This window comes from Rohdeia mirabilis, assembly GCA_007750655.1.
In the GTDB taxonomy this organism is placed as follows: domain Bacteria; phylum Planctomycetota; class UBA1135; order UBA1135.
Window position 1 is genome coordinate 4,723,519 of the sequence record CP036290.1, and the last position, 22,798, is coordinate 4,746,316.

At 70.9% G+C, this 22,798-nt stretch carries 18 protein-coding genes; 7 read left to right on the forward strand and 11 right to left on the reverse strand.

The window, feature by feature from the left end:
• The first annotated feature begins 11 nt into the window (after positions 1–11).
• The 3 genes from Pla163_RS17560 (at position 12) to Pla163_RS17570 (ending at position 2,860) form a co-directional block, all read left to right on the forward strand.
• A complete protein-coding gene (locus Pla163_RS17560; protein WP_145191698.1) occupies positions 12–668 on the forward strand; it encodes an HAD family hydrolase in 657 nt (218 codons plus the stop codon).
• Between the two features lie 63 nt (positions 669–731).
• Complete coding sequence (locus Pla163_RS17565; RefSeq protein WP_145191701.1) at positions 732–1,781, forward strand: TIGR00341 family protein; 1,050 nt, start codon at positions 732–734, stop codon at positions 1,779–1,781.
• On the forward strand, positions 1,781–2,860 hold the full coding sequence (locus Pla163_RS17570; protein WP_419186099.1) for a hypothetical protein: 1,080 nt from the start codon (positions 1,781–1,783) through the stop codon (positions 2,858–2,860). The genes Pla163_RS17565 and Pla163_RS17570 overlap by 1 nt, the downstream gene beginning before the upstream one ends.
• 82 nt (positions 2,861–2,942) lie before the next feature.
• Here the strand turns inward: Pla163_RS17570 and Pla163_RS17575 are convergent, their stop codons facing one another.
• Positions 2,943–3,968: a hypothetical protein gene (locus tag Pla163_RS17575; RefSeq protein ID WP_145191704.1), complete on the reverse strand. Its 1,026-nt coding sequence runs from the start codon at positions 3,966–3,968 to the stop codon at positions 2,943–2,945.
• Positions 3,969–3,970: 2 nt separating this feature from the next.
• Entirely contained in the window at positions 3,971–6,721 is a 2,751-nt protein-coding gene (locus Pla163_RS17580) for a M1 family metallopeptidase (protein ID WP_145191707.1), read from the reverse strand.
• Between the two features lie 400 nt (positions 6,722–7,121).
• On the opposite strand from Pla163_RS17580, the gene Pla163_RS17585 reads away from it, so the two are divergent.
• The 4 genes from Pla163_RS17585 (at position 7,122) to Pla163_RS17600 (ending at position 14,629) form a co-directional block, all read left to right on the forward strand.
• Positions 7,122–7,460: a flagellar biosynthesis anti-sigma factor FlgM gene (locus tag Pla163_RS17585; RefSeq protein ID WP_145191710.1), complete on the forward strand. Its 339-nt coding sequence runs from the start codon at positions 7,122–7,124 to the stop codon at positions 7,458–7,460.
• Between the two features lie 192 nt (positions 7,461–7,652).
• Complete coding sequence (locus tag Pla163_RS17590) at positions 7,653–9,956, forward strand: sulfatase-like hydrolase/transferase (protein ID WP_145191712.1); 2,304 nt, start codon at positions 7,653–7,655, stop codon at positions 9,954–9,956.
• Entirely contained in the window at positions 9,953–12,271 is a 2,319-nt protein-coding gene (locus tag Pla163_RS17595; RefSeq protein ID WP_145191715.1) for a sulfatase, read from the forward strand. The genes Pla163_RS17590 and Pla163_RS17595 overlap by 4 nt, the downstream gene beginning before the upstream one ends.
• Positions 12,272–12,385: 114 nt before the next feature.
• Positions 12,386–14,629, forward strand: coding sequence for a sulfatase (locus Pla163_RS17600; protein WP_145191718.1), 2,244 nt, complete (start codon positions 12,386–12,388; stop codon positions 14,627–14,629).
• A 49-nt stretch (positions 14,630–14,678) separates the two neighbouring features.
• Here Pla163_RS17600 and Pla163_RS17605 read toward each other — a convergent pair whose 3' ends face one another.
• The 9 genes from Pla163_RS17605 to flhB form a co-directional block, all read right to left on the reverse strand.
• Positions 14,679–15,308, reverse strand: coding sequence for a hypothetical protein (locus Pla163_RS17605; protein ID WP_145191721.1), 630 nt, complete (start codon positions 15,306–15,308; stop codon positions 14,679–14,681).
• A 97-nt stretch (positions 15,309–15,405) separates the two neighbouring features.
• On the reverse strand, positions 15,406–16,293 hold the full coding sequence (locus Pla163_RS17610) for a hypothetical protein (RefSeq protein WP_145191724.1): 888 nt from the start codon (positions 16,291–16,293) through the stop codon (positions 15,406–15,408).
• Between the two features lies 1 nt (position 16,294).
• Positions 16,295–16,537 carry a hypothetical protein gene (locus Pla163_RS17615; RefSeq protein ID WP_145191727.1) on the reverse strand — a complete coding sequence of 81 codons (243 nt, stop codon included), beginning with the start codon at positions 16,535–16,537 and terminating at the stop codon, positions 16,295–16,297.
• A gap of 23 nt (positions 16,538–16,560) precedes the next feature.
• Positions 16,561–17,289 carry a sigma-70 family RNA polymerase sigma factor gene (locus Pla163_RS17620; RefSeq protein ID WP_145191730.1) on the reverse strand — a complete coding sequence of 243 codons (729 nt, stop codon included), beginning with the start codon at positions 17,287–17,289 and terminating at the stop codon, positions 16,561–16,563.
• 86 nt (positions 17,290–17,375) lie between these two features.
• Positions 17,376–17,678: a hypothetical protein gene (locus tag Pla163_RS17625; RefSeq protein WP_145191733.1), complete on the reverse strand. Its 303-nt coding sequence runs from the start codon at positions 17,676–17,678 to the stop codon at positions 17,376–17,378.
• On the reverse strand, positions 17,675–18,487 hold the full coding sequence (locus Pla163_RS17630) for an AAA family ATPase (protein ID WP_419186100.1): 813 nt from the start codon (positions 18,485–18,487) through the stop codon (positions 17,675–17,677). Before Pla163_RS17630 ends, Pla163_RS17625 begins: the two co-directional genes overlap by 4 nt.
• The gene (locus Pla163_RS19230) at positions 18,484–19,497 is read right to left on the reverse strand and encodes a hypothetical protein (RefSeq protein ID WP_419186101.1); all 1,014 of its coding nucleotides are present in this window, start codon (positions 19,495–19,497) and stop codon (positions 18,484–18,486) included. Before Pla163_RS19230 ends, Pla163_RS17630 begins: the two co-directional genes overlap by 4 nt.
• On the reverse strand, positions 19,497–21,680 hold the full coding sequence (gene flhA / locus Pla163_RS17635) for a flagellar biosynthesis protein FlhA (RefSeq protein ID WP_145191739.1): 2,184 nt from the start codon (positions 21,678–21,680) through the stop codon (positions 19,497–19,499). The genes Pla163_RS19230 and flhA overlap by 1 nt, the downstream gene beginning before the upstream one ends.
• Before the next feature lie 17 nt (positions 21,681–21,697).
• Positions 21,698–22,798, reverse strand: a complete 1,101-nt coding sequence (gene flhB / locus Pla163_RS17640) for a flagellar biosynthesis protein FlhB (protein ID WP_419186102.1) — start codon at positions 22,796–22,798, stop codon at positions 21,698–21,700.

Sequence of the window (22,798 nt, forward strand, 5' to 3'; positions counted from 1 at the left end):
GGCCGTTCGACGTGCGCATCGCCCTGTTCGACCTCGACGGCACCCTGACGCCGCTCGACACCGAGGACACCTGGATCCGCTCGATCGGCGCGGCGGGGCTCGGGGACACGGCGCCGCACCAACGGTTCCACGACGACTACCACGCCGGGCACATGGACAACGCCGCGTACCTTCGCTGGTACACGGGGCTGCTCGCGGGGCTGCCGGCGGCGGACGTGGCGCGACTCGGCGCCGAGGTGACCGAACGCATCGTGGCCTCGGTCGGCCCGCTGCGCCGCTCGTGGATCGCGCGCGAACGCGAACGGAGCGACGTGCTGCTCCTGGTCAGCGCGTCGAACGCGTTCCTCGTCGAGCCCATCGCGCGCGCGCTCGGCCTCGACGGCACGATCGCGTCGGAGTACGTGATGGACGGCGGCCGCTTCACCGGCGAGTTGGGCGCCGAGTACAACATCGGCCCGGCGAAGCTGCGCAACGTCGAGCGCTGGTTGGCGGCGCGCGGGCGGGCCTGGGGCGATCTGGAACGCGTCGGCTGCTACGCCGACTCGATCAACGACCTGACCCTGCTGGCGGCCTCCAGCCACCCCTTCGCCGTCGATCCGGCGCCGGCGCTCGAGCTCGAAGCACAGGCCCGCGGCTGGCCGATCCTGCGCGGCGAGCGGACCGCGTGAGGGGATTCGGCCGGGAGCGCTATCCTCGCCGCCCTGCGCCCGCCACCCCGCGCGCACCACGTCATGGCTGAACGGATGGTCCAGATCCTCCTGCCCGCGGAGGACCACGAGCGCGCGCTCGCGATCCTCGAGGAGCACGAGCACGATGCCCTGTGGGCCCACCGGCTCGAGGACCGCGCCGTGATCGAGGTCCTGGTGCGGACCGAGGAGGTCGAGGGGATCCTCGACGAGCTGAGCGCCGCCTTCCCGGGCAAGGACCAGCTGCGCGCGGCCGTCGTGAAGGTCGAATCGTCGATCCCGTCGCACGAGGACCGAACGGCCGCGCGACCGGAGGCCGAGCCGGATCCGGCGGTCCCGCTGCGTCCGATCTTCCTGCGCTGGCTGCAGCCGAGTCCACGCATCAGCCGCGACGAATTGTCGACACAGCTGGCACGCGGCGCGGTCCTCGACGACACCTACATCCTGATGGTGCTGCTGTCGTCGGTCGTCGCGATCATCGGCCTCGAGCGCGGCAACGCGGCGATCATCATCGGCGCCATGGTCATCGCGCCGCTCCTGGGCCCGAACCTCGCGCTGTCGGTCTCGACGACCCTCGGTAAGGAGGATCTGTTCGCCCAGGCCATGCGAACGAACGTCGTGGGCGTGCTCGTCGCGTTCACGTTCGCGTTCGTCGCCGGGCTGTTCATCGACCTGGGCGACGTACTGAATCCCGAGCTCGCCGGACGCACCCAGATCGCCTGGGGCGACATCGGCCTCGCGCTGGCGTCGGGCACGGCCGGGTCGCTGGCGCTGATCGCGGGCTCGGGCATGTCGCTGGTCGGCGTGATGGTCGCGGTCGCGCTGCTGCCTCCACTGGTCACGTTCGGGCTGCTGCTCGCGGCCGGGCGCACCACCGAAGCCTTCGGCGCGCTCGCCCTGCTGGCCACGAACATCGTCTGCGTCAATCTCTCCAGCGTCGCCACCTTCCTGGTGCGCGGCATCCGACCCAAGAAGTGGTGGGAGGCCAAGAAGTCGGTGCGCTTCAGCCGCCTCGCCATGGTGGTCTGGATCGGCCTCCTCCTGGTCGTCGCCGCAGGCCTCGCCATCTCCGAATTCCTCGTCCCCAACGTCTGATGACACTTCGAACGAACCGAACCGCTCTCGCCCTGTTCACCGCCCCCCTCGCCCTTCTGGCCGGCTGTGGAGGCGACGACCACGACCACGATCACGAGCACGCCCACTCGGTCGTCGAGCACGACCTGGGGCTCGTCGACGGCCTGACCGCCGAGTCGATCGCGATGGGCCTGCAGAACCCGTCGTTCGTGAGCTTCGACGGCACGGGGCGCCTGACGATCAGCGACAGCGGGCACGGGCGCGTGCTCGTGCGGAAGGCCGACGGAACCATGGAGACCGTGGTCGACGGCCTGCCGACCGAGTTCTGGAAGGTGAACCTGACCGAGGGCACCGAGCGCTTCCAACTGGGCGCGCTCGCGGCGTTGTGGCTCCCGGACGGGCGACTGGCCGTGTCGAACGGCGGCCTGAAGGACGGCGAGGACCACATCGTGTTCCGGCCGAAGGGCGGCGGCGAACTGCTGGCGTCGAACGGCGTCGCGAAGACTTCGGACGACGACCTCGACAACGGCGAGGGCAACCTGTGCGGCTTCTCGCTCTCGCCCGACGGCGGCACGCTCTACGTCGCCGGCCAGGGCGCCGACGCGAAGACGTGGGTGCTGGCGTGCGACGTGGCGACGCGCGAACTGACGACGCTCGCCTCCGCCGACGACGCGGGTATCGCGATCAACTCGCCGATGCACACCATGCCGATCGGAGACGATCGCCTGCTCGTGCTGTACTCGGGCGCCGGCGGCGTGGACGACGGCCTGTTCGTCGAATGGGACCTCACCGACGGCTCGGTCGCGGCCCAGTGGACCCTGCCCGGCCTGACCGACCCGATGGGCTTCGCGGCCATGCCGGACGGCGGCGGCTACGCGGTCGTCGACAACAACTGGGCGCTGAAGGAAGTGCTCGAGGGCCGCATCGCGAAGGTCACGCTGCCCGAGGGCGGCGGCGCGGCGAAGGTCGAGATCGTCGCCGACAAGGTGCCCGGGCCGGTCGCCTGCGCGTTCGGTCCCGACGGCAAGCTGTACGTGGCGCTGCTCGGCGAACGGTTCGACGAGGAACTGGGCGAGGTGATCGCCGTCAGCGGGCTGTAGTCCGCACGGATCGCCTGAACGAGAAGGGGCCTCGCCCGGCGCGCGCCGGACGAGGCCCCTTCCTCGTGCGAACCGCGTCGCCTCAGACCGCGATCGTGTAGTCGTCGTCCGGACCCACCGGGTACTGCGGGCCGCCGGGGCCGCCGACGCGATCGCGCCAGGGGTCGATCGCGATCGGGCGCACGAAGGAACGGCTGACGTCGACGGACGCGGCGTAGCGCGCGCCCTGGACGATCTCGCTGATCGAGATGGTGATGCCTCCGATCGCGAACAACAGGATCACGCGCCAGACGCCGCCGTCGTCCGCGAGTCCGCCCTGCACCAGGCGACCGACGCCGCCGGCACCGAGCAACAGCAGGCCCTCGATCACCGTCAGGATCACGAGCGGCCGCAGGGTCACGAGCGGGTGACGCAGCACGAGCCAGGAGGTCTGGAGCGCCGCGAGGACCACCGAACGGCGGTTCTGCAGCACGATGCGCGTGCGCACGAGGCAGGCCCAGGCCAGGACGCCGAACGTGAGCAGCGCGAACAGCCCGTCGCGCGCCCATTGGACGTAGACGACGGAACGCTCGGACAGGGCGCGCTCGGACTTGCCCTCCGGCCAACCGGCGAGGACGCGGTTCTGCCAGGACTGGCTGTCCGCGTGGTACAGGAGCGTGCCGAACAGGCCGAGCAGCACGATCACGACGACCGCAAAACGCAGGAAGCGCCAGAAGTAGCGCGCTCCGCCGGCGTAGAAGAGCCGCCGCGCCGCGTACGTGCCCGGGTCGACGAGCGTGCGCAGCCAGCCGCCGGCGCTGAACACACCGATCAGGACGACGACCGCCATCATCCAGTCCGCGGACGTACCGACGGTGCGGAACAACTGCGCCAGACCCTCCGCGTGGTCCGTCCGGAAGTTGACGTCGAGGTGGTGCAGCAGCTCGTTCGGCTCGTAGGCGTTGTCCACCGTGTCGGCGAACCAGCGATAGACCGGCAGACTCGCGACCACGGCCATACCGCTGAGTGCGAACAGGCCGAAGGTCCAGGCGATCGGACGCTGGAAGGCGCGCACGAGGGCGCTGACGAAGACGGGCGCGGAGCCCTGGGTGCGTGTGCGTTCGTTCACGATCAACCTCCGATGCCCTTCTGCCACTGGAACTGACGCGCGAGCTGGTTGAACACCCGCTCGGTCCAGCGCAACTGCACGCGGCCGTCGGTCTCGGCGTGCCACTGGTTGTCCGACATGTCGAGATCGAGGTAGTAGCCGCGATCGGGGTCGATCTCGGCCGAGACGACGCGCGACACCGATTCGAAGCGCAGGCGTTTCCAGCGCTGTTCGAGCTGTTCCGCGCGCGTCCAGACCTCGTCGCGCGTGGTGCCGTCCTCGAAGGTCACGCGCACGGGCACGGGCAGCGCGAGGTCGCCGCGGCGGCGCAGCAGGATCTCGACCTGGTAGGGCTCGGCGGTCCGGTCGACCTCGCTGCCCGTGGCGACGACGCGTGCCTCCTCCGCCGGCGGTCCACCGTCGGTGGCCGCATCGGCGACCACGTCTTCGGTCGCCGCTTCGGTCGCCGCTTCGGGCACCTCCTCGTCGGCCACATCTTCGGCGACCGGCGCCTCGTCGGTCCGCCCCATCGCCAGGTCGTCGGCGTAGGAGCGGAACTGTCCGTCCTCGCCCATGAAGGCGCCGTCGGCGTCGCTCTCGCGCCGCTGTTCGACCTCGATCGACCAGTCGACCGTCAGCGTGTCGCGGAACAGGTCCTGGAAGTACGGCGCGAGATCCACGTCGACGCCGTCACCCTCCGCGAAGGCGCGGAAGAAGTCGTCGGGATAGGGGTGCGCGTAGCGCCACACGCTGGCGTAGTGCCGCATGCCGCGGATGAAGGCCTCTTCGCCGTCGACGCCCGGGCTCGCGGCCGCGATCAGCGCGGGCATCGACCGCAGGACGCTCGCCGTGCGCGCGTAGGTGTTGTTGTAGTGGCTGTCGCGGAAGGCGGAGAGCCACGGCCAGTTGTCGATCGGGTCGACGTCGGGCGTGCCGAGGTAGCGGGCACGATCGCTCCAGCGCGCGTCGCTGCGCTCCGGTGCGTTCGTGAAGATCGGCTGGTCGCGCCACCAGTCCACGAACCCGCCGTCCACGTTGGGCTGCAGGTACAGGTCGGTGTCGATGCCGAGGAACGACAGGTTCGGCAGGTTGATGCGCCGCAGGGAGAAGCTCTTGCCGCTCACGCCGTTGCCGAACGGGATCAGCTGCCTGCCGAAGCTGGGAATGCGGCTGTAGTCGGTCGTGGCCCAGCGATCGCCGTAGACGATGTCGAGCACCTCGCTGTCGGCGAACGAGTTGAGACCCTCGTCCATCCACGCCGCCTCGAACTCGTTGTTCCCGACCAGGAGGTAGAACCACTGGTGCCCGGCCTCGTGGATCGTCACGGACTCGGGGCTGTGCATCTCCTTCTCGGTGAAGAGGCGCGTGCCGGCCGTGAAGATCGTCGGGTACTCCATGCCGCCCGCCTCGCGCGCGCCCCAGGCCGGGTCGACGACGGTGATGCGCTCGAACGGGTACTCGCCGAACCACAGCCCGTAGAAGAAGAGCGTCGCCGCCGTGGCGTCGATGTGGCGCTGGGCCTGCGCGCGGCGCTCGGGCTGGATCAGGACGTCGATCGTGACGTCGCGCAGTTCGAGATCGGCCTCCGGACCGAGGGCGGCGCGCACGCGTTCGACCTCGGCCGGGTACCTCTTCTGCCAGTCGCTGAACTTGAACGTGGCCGACTCGACGACGAAGTCGGGATCGGCCGTCCACATGAAGTCGTGGACCAGCGGCTTCTTCCCGCTCGCGTCCTCGCGCTCGCGGTCCTCGGGACTCGGTGCCTGGAACGTGACCAGCGTCCGATCGCCGCGGCGCATCTGGTTCACGCGCAGACCGCTCCCGAACACCATCGCGCCGTCGTCCACCCAGTACTCGGCGGGCAGGTCGAGCGACACGTCGTAGGTGCCGTAGTCCGCGTACCACTCGCTCCAGGCGTGGAACTGGTGGCAGTTCCAGCCGCGGCCCGACTCGTACACGCCGAGCTTCGGGAACCACTGGGCCATCAGCATGAAGTCGTCCTTCGTGCCGGTGCGGCGGCGCACGCGCGGCAGGCGGCTGTTCCACTCCACGTCGATCGCGACCGTCGCGCCCGGGGCCACCGCCTCGGCGAGCTCGACGCGGAAGACCGTGCGGTCGTACTCGTTGCCGTCGTCCGGCTGTTCCCAGGTCAGCGTGGGCATCAGATCGGCACCTAGAGCCGGTGCGCCCGCGGCTTCGTCACCGGTGCGCAGCCGCACGCCCTCGATCTCGGTGAAGCCCCAACCCTCGGTCACGCGCGTGCCGCGCAACACACCCCGCGCCGCTTCGAGGTGCGTCGTGCGGTTGTTCGCGAAGGCGTTGAGGTAGACGTGGAACCACAGGTCCGAGACCGCGTCGTCGCTGCCGTTCGTCCACGTCAGCGTCAGGCGCCCGTCGAGGTCGAAGAAGTCGAGATCGCCCGCGAACGTGTCGTTCGAGCCGGCTGCGGTGCGCTCGAGCCGCGCGTCGATGGCGTAGTCGGTGCGCGAGCGGCCGCCGCGGTCGAGCACGCCGCCGGGCGTCTTCGGGCCCAGGGGCTCGGTGACCGGGCCGCGGTCGGTCGCGCGCGTGCTGGGCCGGAAGCGGGGCCTGCGCGGGCGCTCGGCGGGACCGCTCTGCACCTCCTGCGGCGCCTCGATCGGCTCGGCGACCTCGTCCTGGGCGACCTCCTCTCGAGCGGGCGCGGGGGTCGGGCCGGGCTCCGCGGGCTCCTGGGCCCGGGCACCGGCCACGAGCGGCCCGAACAGGCACAGGAAACCCGCTCCGAGGGCCACCAGAGCCGTTCGGGAGGCGGTCGGCGGGGCGATCCGGAGGGGCTCCGGGGCGGGGCGAGGCGGGTGGTGGTCTGTGGACATCGTCGGGGTGGGCACCGTGCGCCCTGGGCCGGCCCCCTCGCGCACGCGACGAGGAGAGCGGGCCGGTGAAGTGTATGGGGCCGCGCTTCGGTTCCGCCTGGGGGACCGGCGGCGAGCAGTTCGCGAGCCCAGGGCCGGCGCGGGCCGATAGTGCGAGTCGGGCGCGGTCCCCCGTCCGTGGCTGCCAGCGCAACCACCTGCGAGACGGCGCCTTGCGACGGGCCCCGAGGAGACCCACGGAATTCGATTCCGACCGCTCAAGCGCGCGGGACTTCCTCCGATACCGCGTGTGGCACCTCGAGCCACACCCACTGACGCCATGCAGATCAACGGCATTCCCTCCCAACCGCAGCGCCCCGACGACGGGCGCCGTCCCGCCGACAACGCGGACGGACCCAGCTTCCGCCCGGACCAGGGCCGCGTCGACGGCCCGCCCTCGGCCCTGCCGTCCCGCGTCGGCCCCGAGGCCGGCACCACGGGCAACGCTTCGGGCGACCGCCTCGAGCTGTCCAGCGCCGGCCGCCTGATGCAGCCCGACCAGGCGCCCAGCGCGTCCGCCGAGCGCATGGAAGAGCTGAAGCTCGCCCTGCGCGAGGGCACGCTGAACAGCCGCGAGCGCATCGAGCTCGCCGCCCGCCGGATCCTCGGCGACAACTGAACGCACACCGCAGCGCCCGGCACCGTCCGGCGCGCCGCTTCGAACACTCCGCCGAACGGGCTCCGTGGGATCGCTTCCACGGGGCCCGTTCACTTGGGCGGCTTCGTTCGTCGGCGAGCGGCGAGCGAGCGCCCGTCCCGCGGCGCCGGTGCGGGCGGGACGGGTACGATGGAGGGCGAGGACCCCTCCCCCATGAACGACCGCACGAGGCGACGACCGACGCGGTCGCGCGCGCCGCACCGGGCGCTCGGAGGACCGCTCTTCGCGGCGCTGGCGGCGGCGACGGTTCTGCTCGCGAGTGGCTGCGGCGAGGACGATGCGGCACCGGGTGCGACGGACGCGACGCACGGGCCGAGCGCGGTGGACGTGTCGGCGTCGGAGCGCTGGGTCCAGTTGACCGACGGCTACGAGCCCGACCACGGAGCCCTCGCCGAGACCGATCCCGACCAACGCATCGCCCTGCGCGAGATCGCCGGCGAGACCTGGATCGAGATCCGCTACCGCGACGAGGACTGGACGCCGCTCGGCCTGCCCGGCGTCTTCGTCGCACGTCGTTTCGCTCCAGTGCTGAGCTCGAGCTCGCGGGCGCGCGCGCGACAGGCGGTGGTCGCCGACGAGACGCCGCTCGTCTACCGCGGGCTCAGCCGCGTGATCGAGGGCGGCGAGCCGATCGAAGCGGCGAGCTACGGCCTGTACGAGGACCGACTCTTCGTCGTGCTACCGGACGGCGTGGAGCGCCCGCACGACGTCGTGCACCTGGTGGCCCTGCCCCGCGGCGCTCCCGACGGTGCGGGCTGGCGCATCGACGTCGGACACGTGGCCGGTGAGGGCTTCCTCGTCCTCCCGGGACAGCCCGTCGAGAGGCCGCTCGGCGAGGGGACGGCGCGACGTCTCAGCTTCACCGCCTTCGCCAAGCCCCCGTTCGGCGACGCCACCGAGCCGCTCGTGTTCCGCGTGCTGCAGGACGGTCGCGAGCTGTGGCGGCACGAACTCGCGCGCTCCGCGATCACGGGCACGGGTGCGATCGTGCACGGGGCCGTCGATCTCGCCGACACGACGCGGGACGGCGAACTCGAACTGCGCGTGGACGGTCCGTTCGCGATCACCGGCTTCCTCGCGCCGATCGTCGGGCCGCAGCTGGATCCCGACGCGGCCACGACCGCGCTCGACGGACGGCCCAATCTGGTCGTCTTCCTGGCCGACACGTTCCGCGCCGACAACCTCGCGTCGCTGCGCCGCTTCCACGACTCGGACGACGCGCTCGACCTGCCGCGCCTCGAAGCCTTGGCGCGCCGTTCGACGAGCTTCCAGCGCGCCTGGTCCACGTCGTCGTGGACGCTGCCCGCGCACGCGTCGCTGTTCACGAGCCTCCTGCCGGAACAGCACGCGGCCACGACGGCGTTCTCGTCGCTCTCCGACGAAGCGCTCACGCTGGCCGAGGTCCTGCGCGCGGCCGGCTACCGCACGGTCGCGGTGACCGACGGCGCGTACGTGACCTCGAGTTTCGGCCTCGACCAGGGCTTCGAACTGTTCGTGCAGGGCGGCAGCACGCGCGACGACTGGCTCGCCGCACCGCGCGACGTCCTGGCCACGTCCGACGGGCGCCCGACCTTCCTCTTCGTGCAGACCTACGCGACGCACAACCCGTTCGAACCGTCGGACGAGGCGCGCGTGCTGGCGGGCCTCGAGATCGGCGGCCCCGGCGAAGGGGACGTGTCCGGTCCGGCGGCCGAAGCGGTCCAGCGCGCGCGCGACGGCGCGGGTGGCGATCCGCGCGACGATCCAGCCGTGGACACGCTGCGCCGTCTGTACCGCGCGCAGGTGATCGACTTCGACCGCGCGCTCGGCGAGTGGCTCGACGCGTTCGACACGCGCGGGTGGTCGGCGACGAGCCACATCTTCTTCACCAGCGACCACGGCGAGTCGTTCGGCGCGAACGAGTGGCTCTACCACATCGGCCCGATCTACGAGACGCTCGCGCGGATCCCGCTGTTGTGGAGCGGACCCGGCGTCGACGGCGGCTCGCGCGACGACACCACGTCGTTGGTCGATCTGGCGCCGACGCTCGCGGCACTGGCCGGCGTCGCCGTACCGCGCGCGTGGATCGGGCGCGACCTGGGAGCGACGGACCCGACGGCCGATCCGCGGCTGGCCTGGATGAGCTGGCGACCGGCGAACCAGCACGGAGCGCGAGCGAACGAGCGCTACGACGGACGCCTGGCCGCCACCGACGGACGTATCAAGGTGCACTTCGAGGAGAACGGTGCGATCGCGCGCGCCTTCGACCTGGTCGCCGATCCCGACGAGGACCATCCGCTCGCCGTCGGCGCGAAGGACTGGCCGACGGACGTGGCCCGGCGGGCCTCGGACGACGTGCGGCGCGCGATCGAAGCGCTCTTGCCCGGTGGCTCCGTGGTGCGCCCGGACACCGACATGCTCGAGCGCCTGCGCGAACTCGGGTACCTCGGGGACGAAGAGAACGGCAACGGGCGATGACGTCCGTTCCCACGACCGACAGCCTTGCCATGACACCGAACGACCGACCGCGGACGGGTGGACGAGCCGAACGACGCCGGGCGCGACTCGGAACGTGGCGCGGTGCCGCGTGGCTGGCACCGCTCGTCGTCCTGTTCGGCTGCAGCGAGCCGGAGGAAGCCGCTGCACCCGAGTGGATCGACCTGACCTCGACGTTCGAACCGGCGTACGCGACGGACGCGGTCGTCCTCGAGGGCGATCACCTCGCGAGCACCGCTCTGCGGCGAACCGACTCGGGTCTGCTGGCGAGTGTGACCTACACCGAGGACGCCTGGCAGCCCACGCCGATCGCGGGCCTCTTCGTCGCAGACCTGCACGTGCCGCGTTCGTTCGTCGAAGGCGCCCGGGCCACGCGTCATCGGCTGCTCGAGATCGACGTCGACGCGACCGGCTACGCCGTGATCCGACCGAGCAGCGCATCGCCCGCAAGTGAGGCGAACGACGAGGAGCGGCCGCGCTCGTTCACCTACGTTCCCTCCCTCGACGTGGTCACCGACTGGGCGGACGTCCCGGCCGACTCGTTCGGGACCGTCGGACACCTGCTCGGGCTGTACGTGGGTCCCGACGGGTCGCTCCCCGAGCACGCCGTCCACACCGTGCCCGTCCCGGTCGGCGGGCCCGAGGGGGACGGCTGGCGCCTGCGCACCGATCGTTGGTCGGGGGCCGGTGCGATCGTGCCGCCGGGCATGCCGCAGACGTTCGACCTCGCCGCGGCGGGCGTCGACACGAGCGTCCGGACGCGCCTCGAACTGTCGTGCTTCGCGCGCACGGCCTGGGCGGCGCGCGAGCTCGACGCGCCGGTGTTCCGCGTGTCGGTCGACGGGACACTTCGACGCGACATCGGCCTCGACGCGACGCTGTGCGCGACGGACGGCGAGCTCCGGCGCTTCGGGTTCGACGTGCCCGAGGGCGCGCGCACGATCACGATCGAGTACGACGGTCCGCTCGGACTGACGGGCGTGCTGGAACCCGTGCTCGGCCCGCGCACGCGCCCCGTCGCCGCGGACGAACGCGTCGACCCGCGGCCGGACCTCGTGCTGTTCGTGGCCGACACGCTGCGCGCCGATGCGCTCGAGGAACGTCGCGTCTACGCGGACTCACCGACGGTCGCGCTCGAGCGGCTGGCGCGCTTCGCCGGCGGCTCGACCTCGTTCGACCACGCCTGGTCGACCAGCACGTGGACGCTGCCCGCGCACGCGTCGATGCTGACCAGCCTTCTTCCACGCCAACACGGCGCCCTGGGCGAGTTCACGCAGTTGGCGCCGTCCGCCGCGAGCATCGCCGAAGTGCTGCGCGCGAGCGGCTACCGCACCGTGGCCGTCACCGACGGGATCTACGTGTCGGCGGAGTACGGCCTCGACCAGGGCTTCGACGTCTTCGACCAGACCCACGGTCCGCGCGACGGTGACCCGTTGGCACGCGCGCGCGCCGTGCTCGAACACCACGACGGACGCCCGACGTTCCTGTTCGTGCACACCTACGTGGCGCACACGCCCTATCAGCCCTCGGCGCCGGCGCTCGCGACGCTGGGCATCGAAGCACCCGGCGAATGGAGCGCGCTGAGCGCACGCCTGGCCGACGCCGTCGCCGCGACCGAGGACCAGGACCGCCTCCCCGAAGTGCCCGAGGTGCAGTACTCGCGCGATCTGTACTGGGCGCAGATGCTCGACTTCGACCGGCACTTCGGCCGCTTCGTCGACGCCCTCGACGACTCGGGCTGGGGCGCGTCGTCGGTGCTCGTGTTCACCAGCGACCACGGCGAGGCGTTCGGCGACCACGGCCAGCTGTTCCACGGCGGCAAGCTGTACGAGACGCAGACTCGCATCCCGTTGCTCGTGCGCGGCGGCGAGCGCTTCGGCCTGTCCGCCGGTGCGCGGGACGACACGGCGTCGCTCGTCGATCTGCCGCCGACCTTCGCCGCGTTGGCGGGCGTCGCGGCGCCGAGCGGTTGGATCGGGCGTTCGCTGCTGACCGAGCGCACGGACGCGGCGGCCTGGATGTCGATCCAGAGCGCCGAACGCGTGCAGGTCGGTCTGGCCGCGGGCGACGACAAGGTGCTCGCGCTGCCCGACGAGAACGTCCTCGAAGCGTTCGACCTCGCGCGCGATCCCGACGAACGGCACGCGCTCGGCAGGCTTCCGGCGCGCCTCGAGGAGCGCTATCGCCGCGAACTCGGCCGCACCCTCGAGGCGGTTCTCGACGCGCCGCTGCTGGCGGACCCGAGCGCGGAGTTGCTCGAACGCCTGCGCGCGATGGGGTATCTCGAGGACGAGTAGCGCGCGGTGCTGCGGCGCCCCGTTCGTCGAGCGCTCGGCCCGAACGCCGGTCGTGGGGCGTCCGTTCGCGCGAAGGGCGCCGGCGGTCGCCGACCCCTCGGCTAGACTCGACGCGTGAGCCACTCGCAGCGCATTCCGATGGTCCTCGTGTGCGTCGCCGCTCTGGTCGGTTGCGGATCCGCCGATGTCGCCGACACGTCGAGCGTCGAGCCGCGCTGGATCGACCTCACCGGCGGCTTCGACCCCACGTTGCCCACGGGACCGGTCGAGGTCCACGCGGCATCGGACCACACCATCGAGCTGGTTCCGACGTCGCGCGGCATCGAGGCGCGCATCACCTACACGGCCGCGGCCTGGAACCCCACCCCCGTGCCGGGTCTGTACGTCGCCGACCTGCACGTGCCGCGCTCGTTCGTCGAGGGCCAACGGGCCGCGGACCAAGCCCTGTCGGTCGAGGGCGTCGGTGCGTTCACCTACCTCGGCAACCAGGAGCGCAAGCGCGTCGCGCCGATGGCGATTCCTTCCGCGGCAGCTGGCGACCAGTGGTCCGTGCTCGGCGAACGCGGGTTCGGAACGCACGGACACCTGCTCGCCCTGCACGTCGGAGCCGGCGGCGCGGCACCGCGATCGACGGTGCACCGCGTGCCGCTCCCGCTGGGGAATCCGTTCGGCGACGCGTGGCGGATCCGCAGCGACCGCTGGTCGGGCCAGGGAATCATGGTTCCGCCCGGCGTGCCGCAACGCCTCGAGCTGGGTCCGAACGGCGCTGCGACCGCTGGTGGCACCGCCGATGCCGAGCAGGTCGGGACGACGCGCACGCTGCACCTGTCGTGCTTCGCCCAGACGCCGTTCGCGGCGCGCGACGACGGAGCTCCGACGTTCACGCTGACGCTCGACGGCGCGCCCCTCGCGACCGTCGAACTGTCGGCGAGCGAAGCCCTGGTCGAGGGCGTGATCGAACCGCTCGTCGTCGAGGTGCCGTGGACCGCGCGCGAGCTCGAGATCGCGTACTTCGGGCCCCTGGGTCTGACGGGCGTCATGGCGCCGGTCCTCGCGCTGGGCGTGGAGAACGACGCGGGAGCGGAACGGCGCGCGCGCGCTCGGGACGGTCGACCGGACCTGGTGCTGTTCGTCGCCGACACGCTGCGCGCCGATGCGCTGGAGAGTCGCCGCGTGCTGCGCGATTCGCCGACGGTGACGCTGCCGGCGCTCGCGGACCTGGCGCGGCGGTCGACGCTCTTCGACTCGGCCTGGTCGACGAGCAGTTGGACGCTGCCGACCCACGCTTCGATGTTCTCCGGCCTCCTGCCGCGACAGCACGGCGCGATCGGGGAGTTCACGCCGCTCGCGCCCGAGGCGGAGACGTTGGCCGAGCAACTCGCCGCCGCGGGCTACCGCACGGTCGCGGTCACCGACGGGATCTACGTCTCGTCCGAGTACGGGCTCGACCAGGGCTTCGAGTACTTCGACCAGACGCACGGTCCGCGGCCCGACCCTCTGGCGCGCGCACGAGCGATCCTCGAACGCGGCGACGGGCGACCGACCTTCCTGGTGGTGCACTCCTACGCCGCCCACTCGCCGTTCCAACCCAGCGCGGAGTCGCTCGCGGCGCTGGGTCGTGACGAACCGATCGCCTGGGAGGACGCCATGGCCGAACTCGAGCGGTCGCGCGACGAGACCGCCGAGGCGAGCGACACGTTCGACGCTCCGGGCGTGCGGTTGATGCGCGATCTGTACTGGGGTCAGGCGCTCGACTTCGACGGACAGCTCGCACGGTTCATGGACGTGTTCGCGCGCGAGGGCTGGGACGCGAGCGCGGTGCTCGTGCTCACCAGCGACCACGGCGAATCGTTCGGCGAACACGGGCAGATGTTCCACGGCGGCGAGCTGTACGAAGCTCAGACGCGGATCCCGTTCCTCGTCCTCGGCGGCGAGCGGTTCGGCCTCGAGCCGGGAACACGGGAGGACACGGCCTCGCTGCTCGACCTGGCGCCCACGTTCGCCGAACTGGCCGGCGTCGAACCGGCCGATTCGTGGATCGGACGCTCGCTCGTCACCGCGCGCGACGCCGAGGCCTGGATGTCCATCCAGACCTCGGACCGCGTGCAGGTCGCGGTCGCGGCGGGGGCGCAGAAGTTGATCGCCTTCCCGGAGGAAGGGTCGCGCCGGGCCTTCGACCTCGAAGCCGATCCGGACGAGCTCGCTCCGCTCGACCCCGTCCCCGACACTCTGCTCGAACGCTACGAGCGCGGGCTCCGGCGCGCGTCGGACGCGCTGCTCGAGGTGCCGCGGTTCGCGAACCCGAGCGCCGAGTTGATCGAACGCCTGCGAGCGATGGGCTACCTCGACGACGAGTGACGGACCGCGGCGGCCGCGGTGGACCTGGATCCGCGCGCGGCCCGAGCCTTCACAGCATCTGGGCCAGCTGCCAGAGTGCGAACTCGGCGAAGCTGCGCGGCGACAGCAGCGCCACGTCGGTGCGTTCAGCTCCGAACTCGGTCCCGTCGGTCCGCACGACGTAGGCCTCGAGCCCCGCGCGCACACGCGGTTCGCGAGCGTCGAGATGCACGTCGCTGGACCAGATCGTCGCGCCGGTCTCGCACGCGACGAGTTCGGCGTGGAGCGCGATGCGCTGGGGCGGATAGGGATGTTGGTCGGCGACGTCGACCAGGATCAGCCCGTCGAGTTCGAACCGGCGCGCGAGCCCGAGCACGGCCTCGACGTCGTGCCGACCCGACCGCCGGGGATCGAGATCGGGCACGTCGCGCATCTCGGCCTCGCTGATCGCAATGACTTCGTAGGGCGTGCTCAGTTCGACCTGACTCGCGAACCAGTTCTGCATGAACGCCGAACGCGGGTCCATCGCACGACCACCCACCGCGGGCAGGCGGACCGGCAGCACGCCGACGCGACGGATCACATAGGTGTCGAAGTCGGTGGCCAGCTGGGCGCGCGCGAACAGCGGCACCTCGTTCGGCGGCGTCGCGCAGGCGGGGAGCAGGAGCGCGGTCAAGGCGATGGAGAGGATTCGGCGCACGGGATCCGGTCGAAGTGGTCGGGGCGAGGATGGACGGGTCGGCTCGAGCGCTGGGGTGCTCGAGCCCTGGAGCGAGAGGCGGCGAACCGCTGGACGCTCAGGGCTGGGCGCCGCCGGCCGAGGAACCGCCCGCCGAACCGCTCGTGGGCGAGGCGCCGCTCGTGCGCGTGACGCCGCCCACCTGCTCGGCCTGGATCAGGTTCTCGAGCAGTGCCTTCTCGGCCTCGAGGCGGCGGATCTGGGCGGTCAGCAGGCGACCGGCCAGGTCTTCGTTCTCGCGGCTCAGCTGACGGTTGACCTCTTCGAGACGTTCGACCTGCGCGCGCAGGCTGTCGGACTCCTCGAGACTGCGTTGCTCGAGCTCGACGCGCTGGAGCGATTCGTTCTGCAGCCGGATCAGCTCGCCGTTGAGCGCGGCCACCTGCAGGCGCAGGGCCTCGCGATCCTCTTCGAGACGCTGGAACTGCTCGAACATGTGCGCGCGCGACGAACCCGGGTCCGTGGTGTGCGGCGGTTCGGTCATCGGAACGGTCGTGCCCGGAGTCTGGCCGGGAACGGTGCCCGGAGCGCCGCTGTCGACGGGGACGACCGGGCGTCCTTGGTTCGGAACGCCGACCCCGGTGTTCGTTGCGGCGCCGTAGTCGACCGGAGGCTGTTGGTAGCCAGTGGACGGCGCCGAGCCGAGGCCCGAGCTCACGCCAGCACCGGTCGAACCGGGAGCGACGGCGCGCGCGCCCGTGTTCGTCGCCGGGGCGCGATCGCCGGGAGCGGTGCGGCCCCAACCGAGGTCCGGGGTCTGCGTCTGCGGGATCGGCGTCGGCGCACCGGTCGCCCACTCCTCGAGTTCGCCGCCCCACGGACCGCGCATGGACGACGCCGCGGCCGGGTTGGGGCCCGGTCCGTTCGGGTTCTGGTTCGACCCGTGGTAGATCGGGTTGGCGCAGCCGCAGAGGAGGGCGAGAGGAGCGAGATGGATCAGTCGCATGTCAGTGCGGGTCGGTTCGGGAAGCCGGTGCTTCCGATGCGGGAGCGGCAGGAGCGGGTCGGTCGGCGACCAGTTCCACGAGCGTGCGCTCGCCGCAGGTGCAGGTGATTTCGATGGCGTAGGGACGCCCGTCCACGTGGATCAGCTCGGCGACAGGTCGACCGCAGCTCGGCTCGTTGCGCACACCCGAGCGAGCGGGTGCGGCGTCGAGAGCGACGTTCGTGCGTTTGAGGACGGATCCCACGGGTGTGCGGTGGACGTGGACGGTCAGCCGATGTCGGCGGACGAGGAGAGTCGCTGGTTCAGGCGGTACAGCGCGCGGCTGTGGATCTGGCTGACACGCGACTCGGTCACCTCGAGCAGCTGTCCGATCTCTCGCAGCAGCAGGCCCTCGGCGTAGTACAGGGTGATGACGGTCTTCTCCGTCTCGGGGAGTTCGTCGATGGCGTCGACGAGCAGCTCCTTCATCTCGAGCCACTCTGCGCTCTCGACGGGATCCGCGCAGGACGGGTCGCCGAGCAGCTGTGACAGACCCTCGGACGGGCCGTCGTCGAGCGAGACGATCGACGAAGCCCGCGCACTCAGGAGGATCTCGTCGACCTCCTCGAGCGTCGTGTCCATCGAGTGCGCGATCAGTTCCGGCGAGGGTGCCTCGCCGGTGCTCTGCTCGAGCGAGCGCACGATCTTGTCCAACTCGCGGACCTTCTCGCGGCGGCCGCGGGGCAGGAAGTCCTGCTTGCGCAGCTCGTCGAGGATCGCACCGCGGATGCGCGGATAGGCGAACGTCGAGAACTGCAGGCCGCGCCCCGGATCGAAACCGTCGGCCGCACCGATCAGACCCAGCATGCCGTACCCCACCAGGTCGTCGCGATCGATGCGCGCCGGCAGATCGACGGCCATGCGTCCCACGATGTGGTGCAGGAGCGGAACGTGCTCGAGGATGAGCTGTTCACGGTCCTGTTCCGACAGGAGGGGGCTGGGCGAGTAGGCGTTCACGGTGACGGTGGTGCGGCGGCGTCAGGCGCAGGACGTGGTCGAGCGCGCTGGGCGAATCGGGTCGGGTCGGGTCGGTGGGGTTCTGGTCAGCGGCTGCCGGAAGGAGCGACGGCCTCGGCCCCCGCTTCGGGTGCGGGCGCAGTGGCCGTGGAAGGAAGTTCCCGGTCGGACTCTTCGGCAGCGGCGCGACCGGCGCTCGACGCCAGGACCCTCTCGCCCTGCCTTCCGAGTACCGCGATCAGGAAACAGGCCGCCCCACCGCGCACACAGGCCACCCAGGCCGGGGCGTCGACCATGAGGGAGACGAGGCCGCACAGGGCTCCGACGCCCGCGGCGGTCCGACGGACGAGGATCCGCCACTCGTAGATCGCGTTCGTCGACTTGTTCATCGCACGCGCCGGGGTTGGACGATCCGGTCGATGCGGTCGGCGAGGAGGGCCACGAGATCGGTGGCCAACCCCGGACCCGCACTCGCGGCCAGAGTCGTTCGCAGGGACAGGGAACGGGGAACGTCGCGGGTCTCGGGCAACCAACCCGCGAGGGCCGGCCGACGTCCGAGGAAGCGTTCGGCGACCGCGCGCAGGTGGGCGGCCACGCGCCGCGCCTGGGACAGGTCGCAGCAGCGGTTGACGAGCAGTTCGGGCGTCGGCGCGGTCGTGCCGCGCTCGCGCGCCAGCTCGTCGAAGGCCTTGAGCAGGCCGTAGGCGTCGGCCTGGGCCGTCGGCTCGGGACTCGTCACGACGAGCGCGTAGTCGGCGGCGGCCGTGAACTCGAGCACGTCCGGACCGATGCCCGCTGCCGTGTCGGCGACGACGACGTCCACGTCGGAGCTCAGCTCGCCGAGCGCCTCGAGCAACGCGTCGCGGCGCGAACCGTTCGCGGCCGCCATCGCTCGCGTCCCGCTGCTGGACGGCAGCAATCGGACGCCGGGCGCCACGTCGACCAAGCACGCGTCGAGCGCGACGGCGCCGCGCACGAAGTCCTCGATCGTCGCGCTCGGTTCGACACCGAGCATCACGTCGAGGTTGCCCAGGCCGAAGTCGAGGTCGGCGAGCAGGACGCGCTGTCCGCGCGCACCCAGATCCGCGGCGAGGTTCAGCGCCAGCGTGCTCTTGCCGACGCCACCCTTGCCGCCGGTGACGACGACGAGCGGAACGGTCCCCGTACGCGGCGGCGCGGGCGGTGTGCGAACGCTCAACTCCACGGCGAGCGCCCTCCGAGGACGAGGTCGGCGACCAGCTTGGGCGTCGGACGAACGAGTTGTCGCGGGTCGCCGGGGCGGCCGGCGAGGAAGACGAGACCGAGCGACCGATCGGTGGCGAACTCGAACAACGGGCCGAACTCGCTGGTTCGGTCGCAGGCGGTCCCGACCAGCCCGCGCGGCTTGAAGCGTTCGAATCCGCGCCAGGCGCGATCGAGCGTCGCACGCGGGCGCGACGCCTGCACCACCAGGTAGTTGGTGAGCGAGCCGAGTCGGTCGTCGTCGCGCAGGACCAGTCCGAGCCGCAGGAGCTGGCGCCCGTCGAACGAGACGCGGCCGCCCGTGCAGACGATCGCGACGTGTCCGGACCCCAGCTGCGCCAGGCGCGCGCCGATGCGTGCGCCGTCGTCGCCGCGGAGCATGCCGATACCCGCGCCCAGGACCTCGTCCTCCAGTGCGTCGCCCTCCGCTGTCGGGTGCGGTTCGATCGAGACGATGGTCGCGCGGCGTCCGGCGTCGACGAGGCGGCGTCCGAGAGCTAGTGCCACGCTGCGCGTCGAGTCGGCTTCGGGGCCGACCAGTCCGACGAGCGCCGTGCGCTCCTGGGCCTTGGGTCCGGCTGCGATCGGCACGCGGTGTCCAAGCAGCGCCGCGGCGGCGTCGATCGGGTGCACGCCCTTCTCGCGCAGCGTCTCGGCGCGTTCGACGAGCACGTTCTCGAACTCGCGCGTGAAACCGGCCGTGCGCAGCCGTTCGCGCACGTCGAACATGGCCGGGTCGCGGCCGCGCTCGACGCGCTCGGAGGGACTCTCGCGTTCGGTCTCGGCCGTGAAGCCGAAACGGGCGAAGCGTTCGACCGCGGTCTCCGAACGCGGCAGGACCGACACGGTCACGCCGCCGTCCTGACCGACGTCGCGCGCGACGACCAGGGCCGACTCGCCGTGCATGCGCGCCGCTCGTTCGAGCGCGTCACGCAGGTTCTTCCCGTTGACTCTCTGGATCTGCATCAAGATTCACCGACTCGCACTTCGTCCATGCGGACGATGTCCACGGTCTCGATCGACCGTGCGGGGATCATTTCGTTGTAGGAGACGACCGCGACCTTCGGCAGCGAAGCGCGGACGAGCTCGCCGATCAGTCGGCGCACGTTCGACCGCACCAGCAGCACGACCTCGCGACCACCCTGGTTCGCCGTCGACAGCGTCTCCTCGATGCGCTCGACGAGACGCTGGAGGTAGGCCGGATCGACGGGCTTGGAGTCGCTCGCGCTCTTCGGGTCGACCGACGCGGCGATGCGACTCTCGAGGTGCGGCTCGAGCGTGACCGCGTAGACGACGCCCTTGTCGCCCGCGTACAGCTCGCACAGGGTGCGGGCCAGGCGTTGGCGGACGAGCTCGGTCAGTTGCTCGACGTCCTTCGTGCGCGTCGCCGCGTCGGAGAGGGCCTCGAGGATCAACGGCATGTTCCGGATCGGCACTTCTTCGCGCAGCAGGTTCCGCAGCACGTTCTGGACCTCGCCGTAGCCGAGCCGGTCGGGGATCAGCTCGTCGACCACGGCCGGTGCGTCGAGCTTCACGTTCTCGACCAGCTCCTTCACGTCGTCGCGCGTCAAGAGCTCGTCGAAGTTGCGCTTGATCGTCTCGGACAGGTGCGTGACGAGCACGCTCGTGGAGTCGATCACGGTGTAGCCCATGATCTCGGCCTCGTCGCGACCCGCGGAGTCGACCCACCAGGCCGGGAGTCCGAAGGTCGGATCGGTGGTCTCCTTGCCGACGATCGGACCGACCGCGCCACCGCCGTCCATCGCGAGCCAGTGCTCGGGCTCGATGGTGCCGCGCGCCACTTCGACGCCTCCGACGAGCACGCGGTAGCCGCTCGGCTCGAGGCGCACGTTGTCCTTGATGCGCACCGCCGGGAGCACGATGCCGTGCTTGGCGGCGACCGACTTCCGCAGCTGCGCCACGTGATCGAGGATCCCGGACCCGGACTTGTCCTGGACGAGCGGGATCAGGCGGTAGCCGATCTCGAGGGCCAGGCGATCGACGGTCAGCAGGGTGCGAACCTCTTCCGCGTCGGCCTCGATGTCCCGCGCGTTGGTCGCGGCCTCATCGTTCGCGACGGCCTGGCCGGCGCGCGGCTTGGGCGCCGGCTCGTCGTTCGCGTCCCCGATCAGGTCCTCGGCGCCGTCGATCGAACGCGTCGAGCGCCAACCGAGGAAGAGCACGCCCGCGAGCAGCCAGAACGGCAGCGGCGGCATCCCAGGCAGGAGTCCCAGCAGCACGAGAACACCGCTCGAGATGAGCGTCGCCTTCGGCCGTCCGCCGACCTGCGCGATCAGGTTCTGCCCCAGCGACTGGCGTCCGGAGGCGCGCGTCGTCAGAACGGCCGCCGCGGTCGAGACCAAGAGCGCCGGCACCTGACTGACGAGGCCGTCACCGACCGTGAGCAGCGAGTAGCGCTGTCCCGCCTCGCCGAGCGTCATCGACCCCATCATTCCGATCGCGATGCCGCCGACCAGGTTGAGCGACGTGATGATCAGACCCGCGATCGCGTCGCCGCGGACGAACTTGCTCGCGCCGTCCATGGCTCCGTAGAACTCGGCCTCGGTCGCGATCCGAGCGCGGCGCGTCTTCGCCTCGTCGGCGTCGATCAGACCCGCGTTCAGATCGGCGTCGATCGCCATCTGCTTGCCGGGCATGGCGTCCAGCACGAAACGCGCGGACACCTCACTGATGCGACCAGCACCCTTCGTGATGACCACGAACTGGATGATGATGAGGATCAGGAAGACGACCAGACCGACGGCCAGGTTGCTGCCGACGACGAACTGACCGAAAGCCGTGATGATCGCGCCCGCTTCGCCGCCCGACAGGATCAGACGCGTCGAGGCCACGTTCAGACCGAGTCGGAACAACGTCGAGAACAGCAAGATCGTCGGGAACGTGGACAGTTCCGACGTGTGCCGCACGTTCAGGGTGACGAGCAACATCATCACCGAGAAGGCGATGTTGAACGTCAGCAGGATGTCCAGCACGACCGGAGGCACCGGCGTGATGAGCGTGACCATCAGGCCCAGCACGGCCATGCCCATCAGCCAGTCGGCGTGACGGATCAGGCGTTGACCCATCGAGCCGACGCTGCCGGGACCACCGATGGCGGGGCCCATGTCGGGTACGGCGCTCTTCGACATGACTCAGCACGCACGCCTCAGGCGCGCGCGGCCACCTCCCGCAGGCCGTAGACGTAGCGGATGACAGCGGCGACCGCTTCGAACAGTTCGACGGGGACGACGTCGCCGATCTCGCAGCGTGCGTGCAGCGCACGGGCCAGCGGAACGTCCTCGTAGAGGATCACGCCGTTCTCGCTGGCGATCTCCTTGATCTTCTGGGCGAGCGAGTCCACGCCCTTGGCGACGACCTTCGGCGCGGCGACGAGCGGCTGCCCGTTCGCGTCCTTCTCGTAGTACAGAGCGACGGCGTAGTGCGTCGGGTTCGTGACCACGACGGTCGCGTTAGGCACGTCGTCCATCATGCGGCGCGCGCTCATCTCGCGCTGGACCTGACGGATCCGGCGCTTGACTTCGGGATCGCCTTGCGAGTTCTTCATCTCCTGCTTGACCTCGTTCTTGCTCATTCGCAGCTCCTTGTCGTGCTGCTGGCGCTGGAACAACAGGTCGATGAGCGCGATCGCGAGAATCGCCACGATCGCGCAGATGGCGGTGAACGCGATCAGGCGCGTGCCGTGAACGAGCGCCTGGGGAAGCTCCATCCGGCCCAGCGCCGCGAGTTTGCCGAGCTGGCTGTACGCGACCGCGACGGTCACGCTCGCGATCACGATCAGCTTGAGCATCGACTGACCGAGGCGCACGAAACCGCGCGGCCCGACGATCTTCTGCGCGCCCTTGATCGGGTCGAGCTTGCTCCACTTCATCTCGAGCGCCTTGGGCGTGATGCGGAAGCCGGCCTGGAGGAAGGCCGCCAACGCACCGATCGCCAGCATCGGCATCAGCACGAGGAACAGGTTCGGAAGGATGGCCCACCAGGGCTCGGCGACCATGGCGGCCGCTTCCTCGAACCCCATGTCGTTGAGGGCCCAGGCGTGCATGCGCCCCGTGATGCCGGCCGTGAGTTGCACGAGCGACATCACCAGGTTCTGGCCGGCGACGTAGAACGCGAGCACGGCCATGAGCAGCATCACCGCGGCCACGACGTCCTGCGACATCGCGACCTGACCCTTGTCACGCGCCTCGTCGCGACGTTTCGGAGTCGCTTCCTCGGTCTTCTCGTCCTTCGGTGTCTGATCGGACAC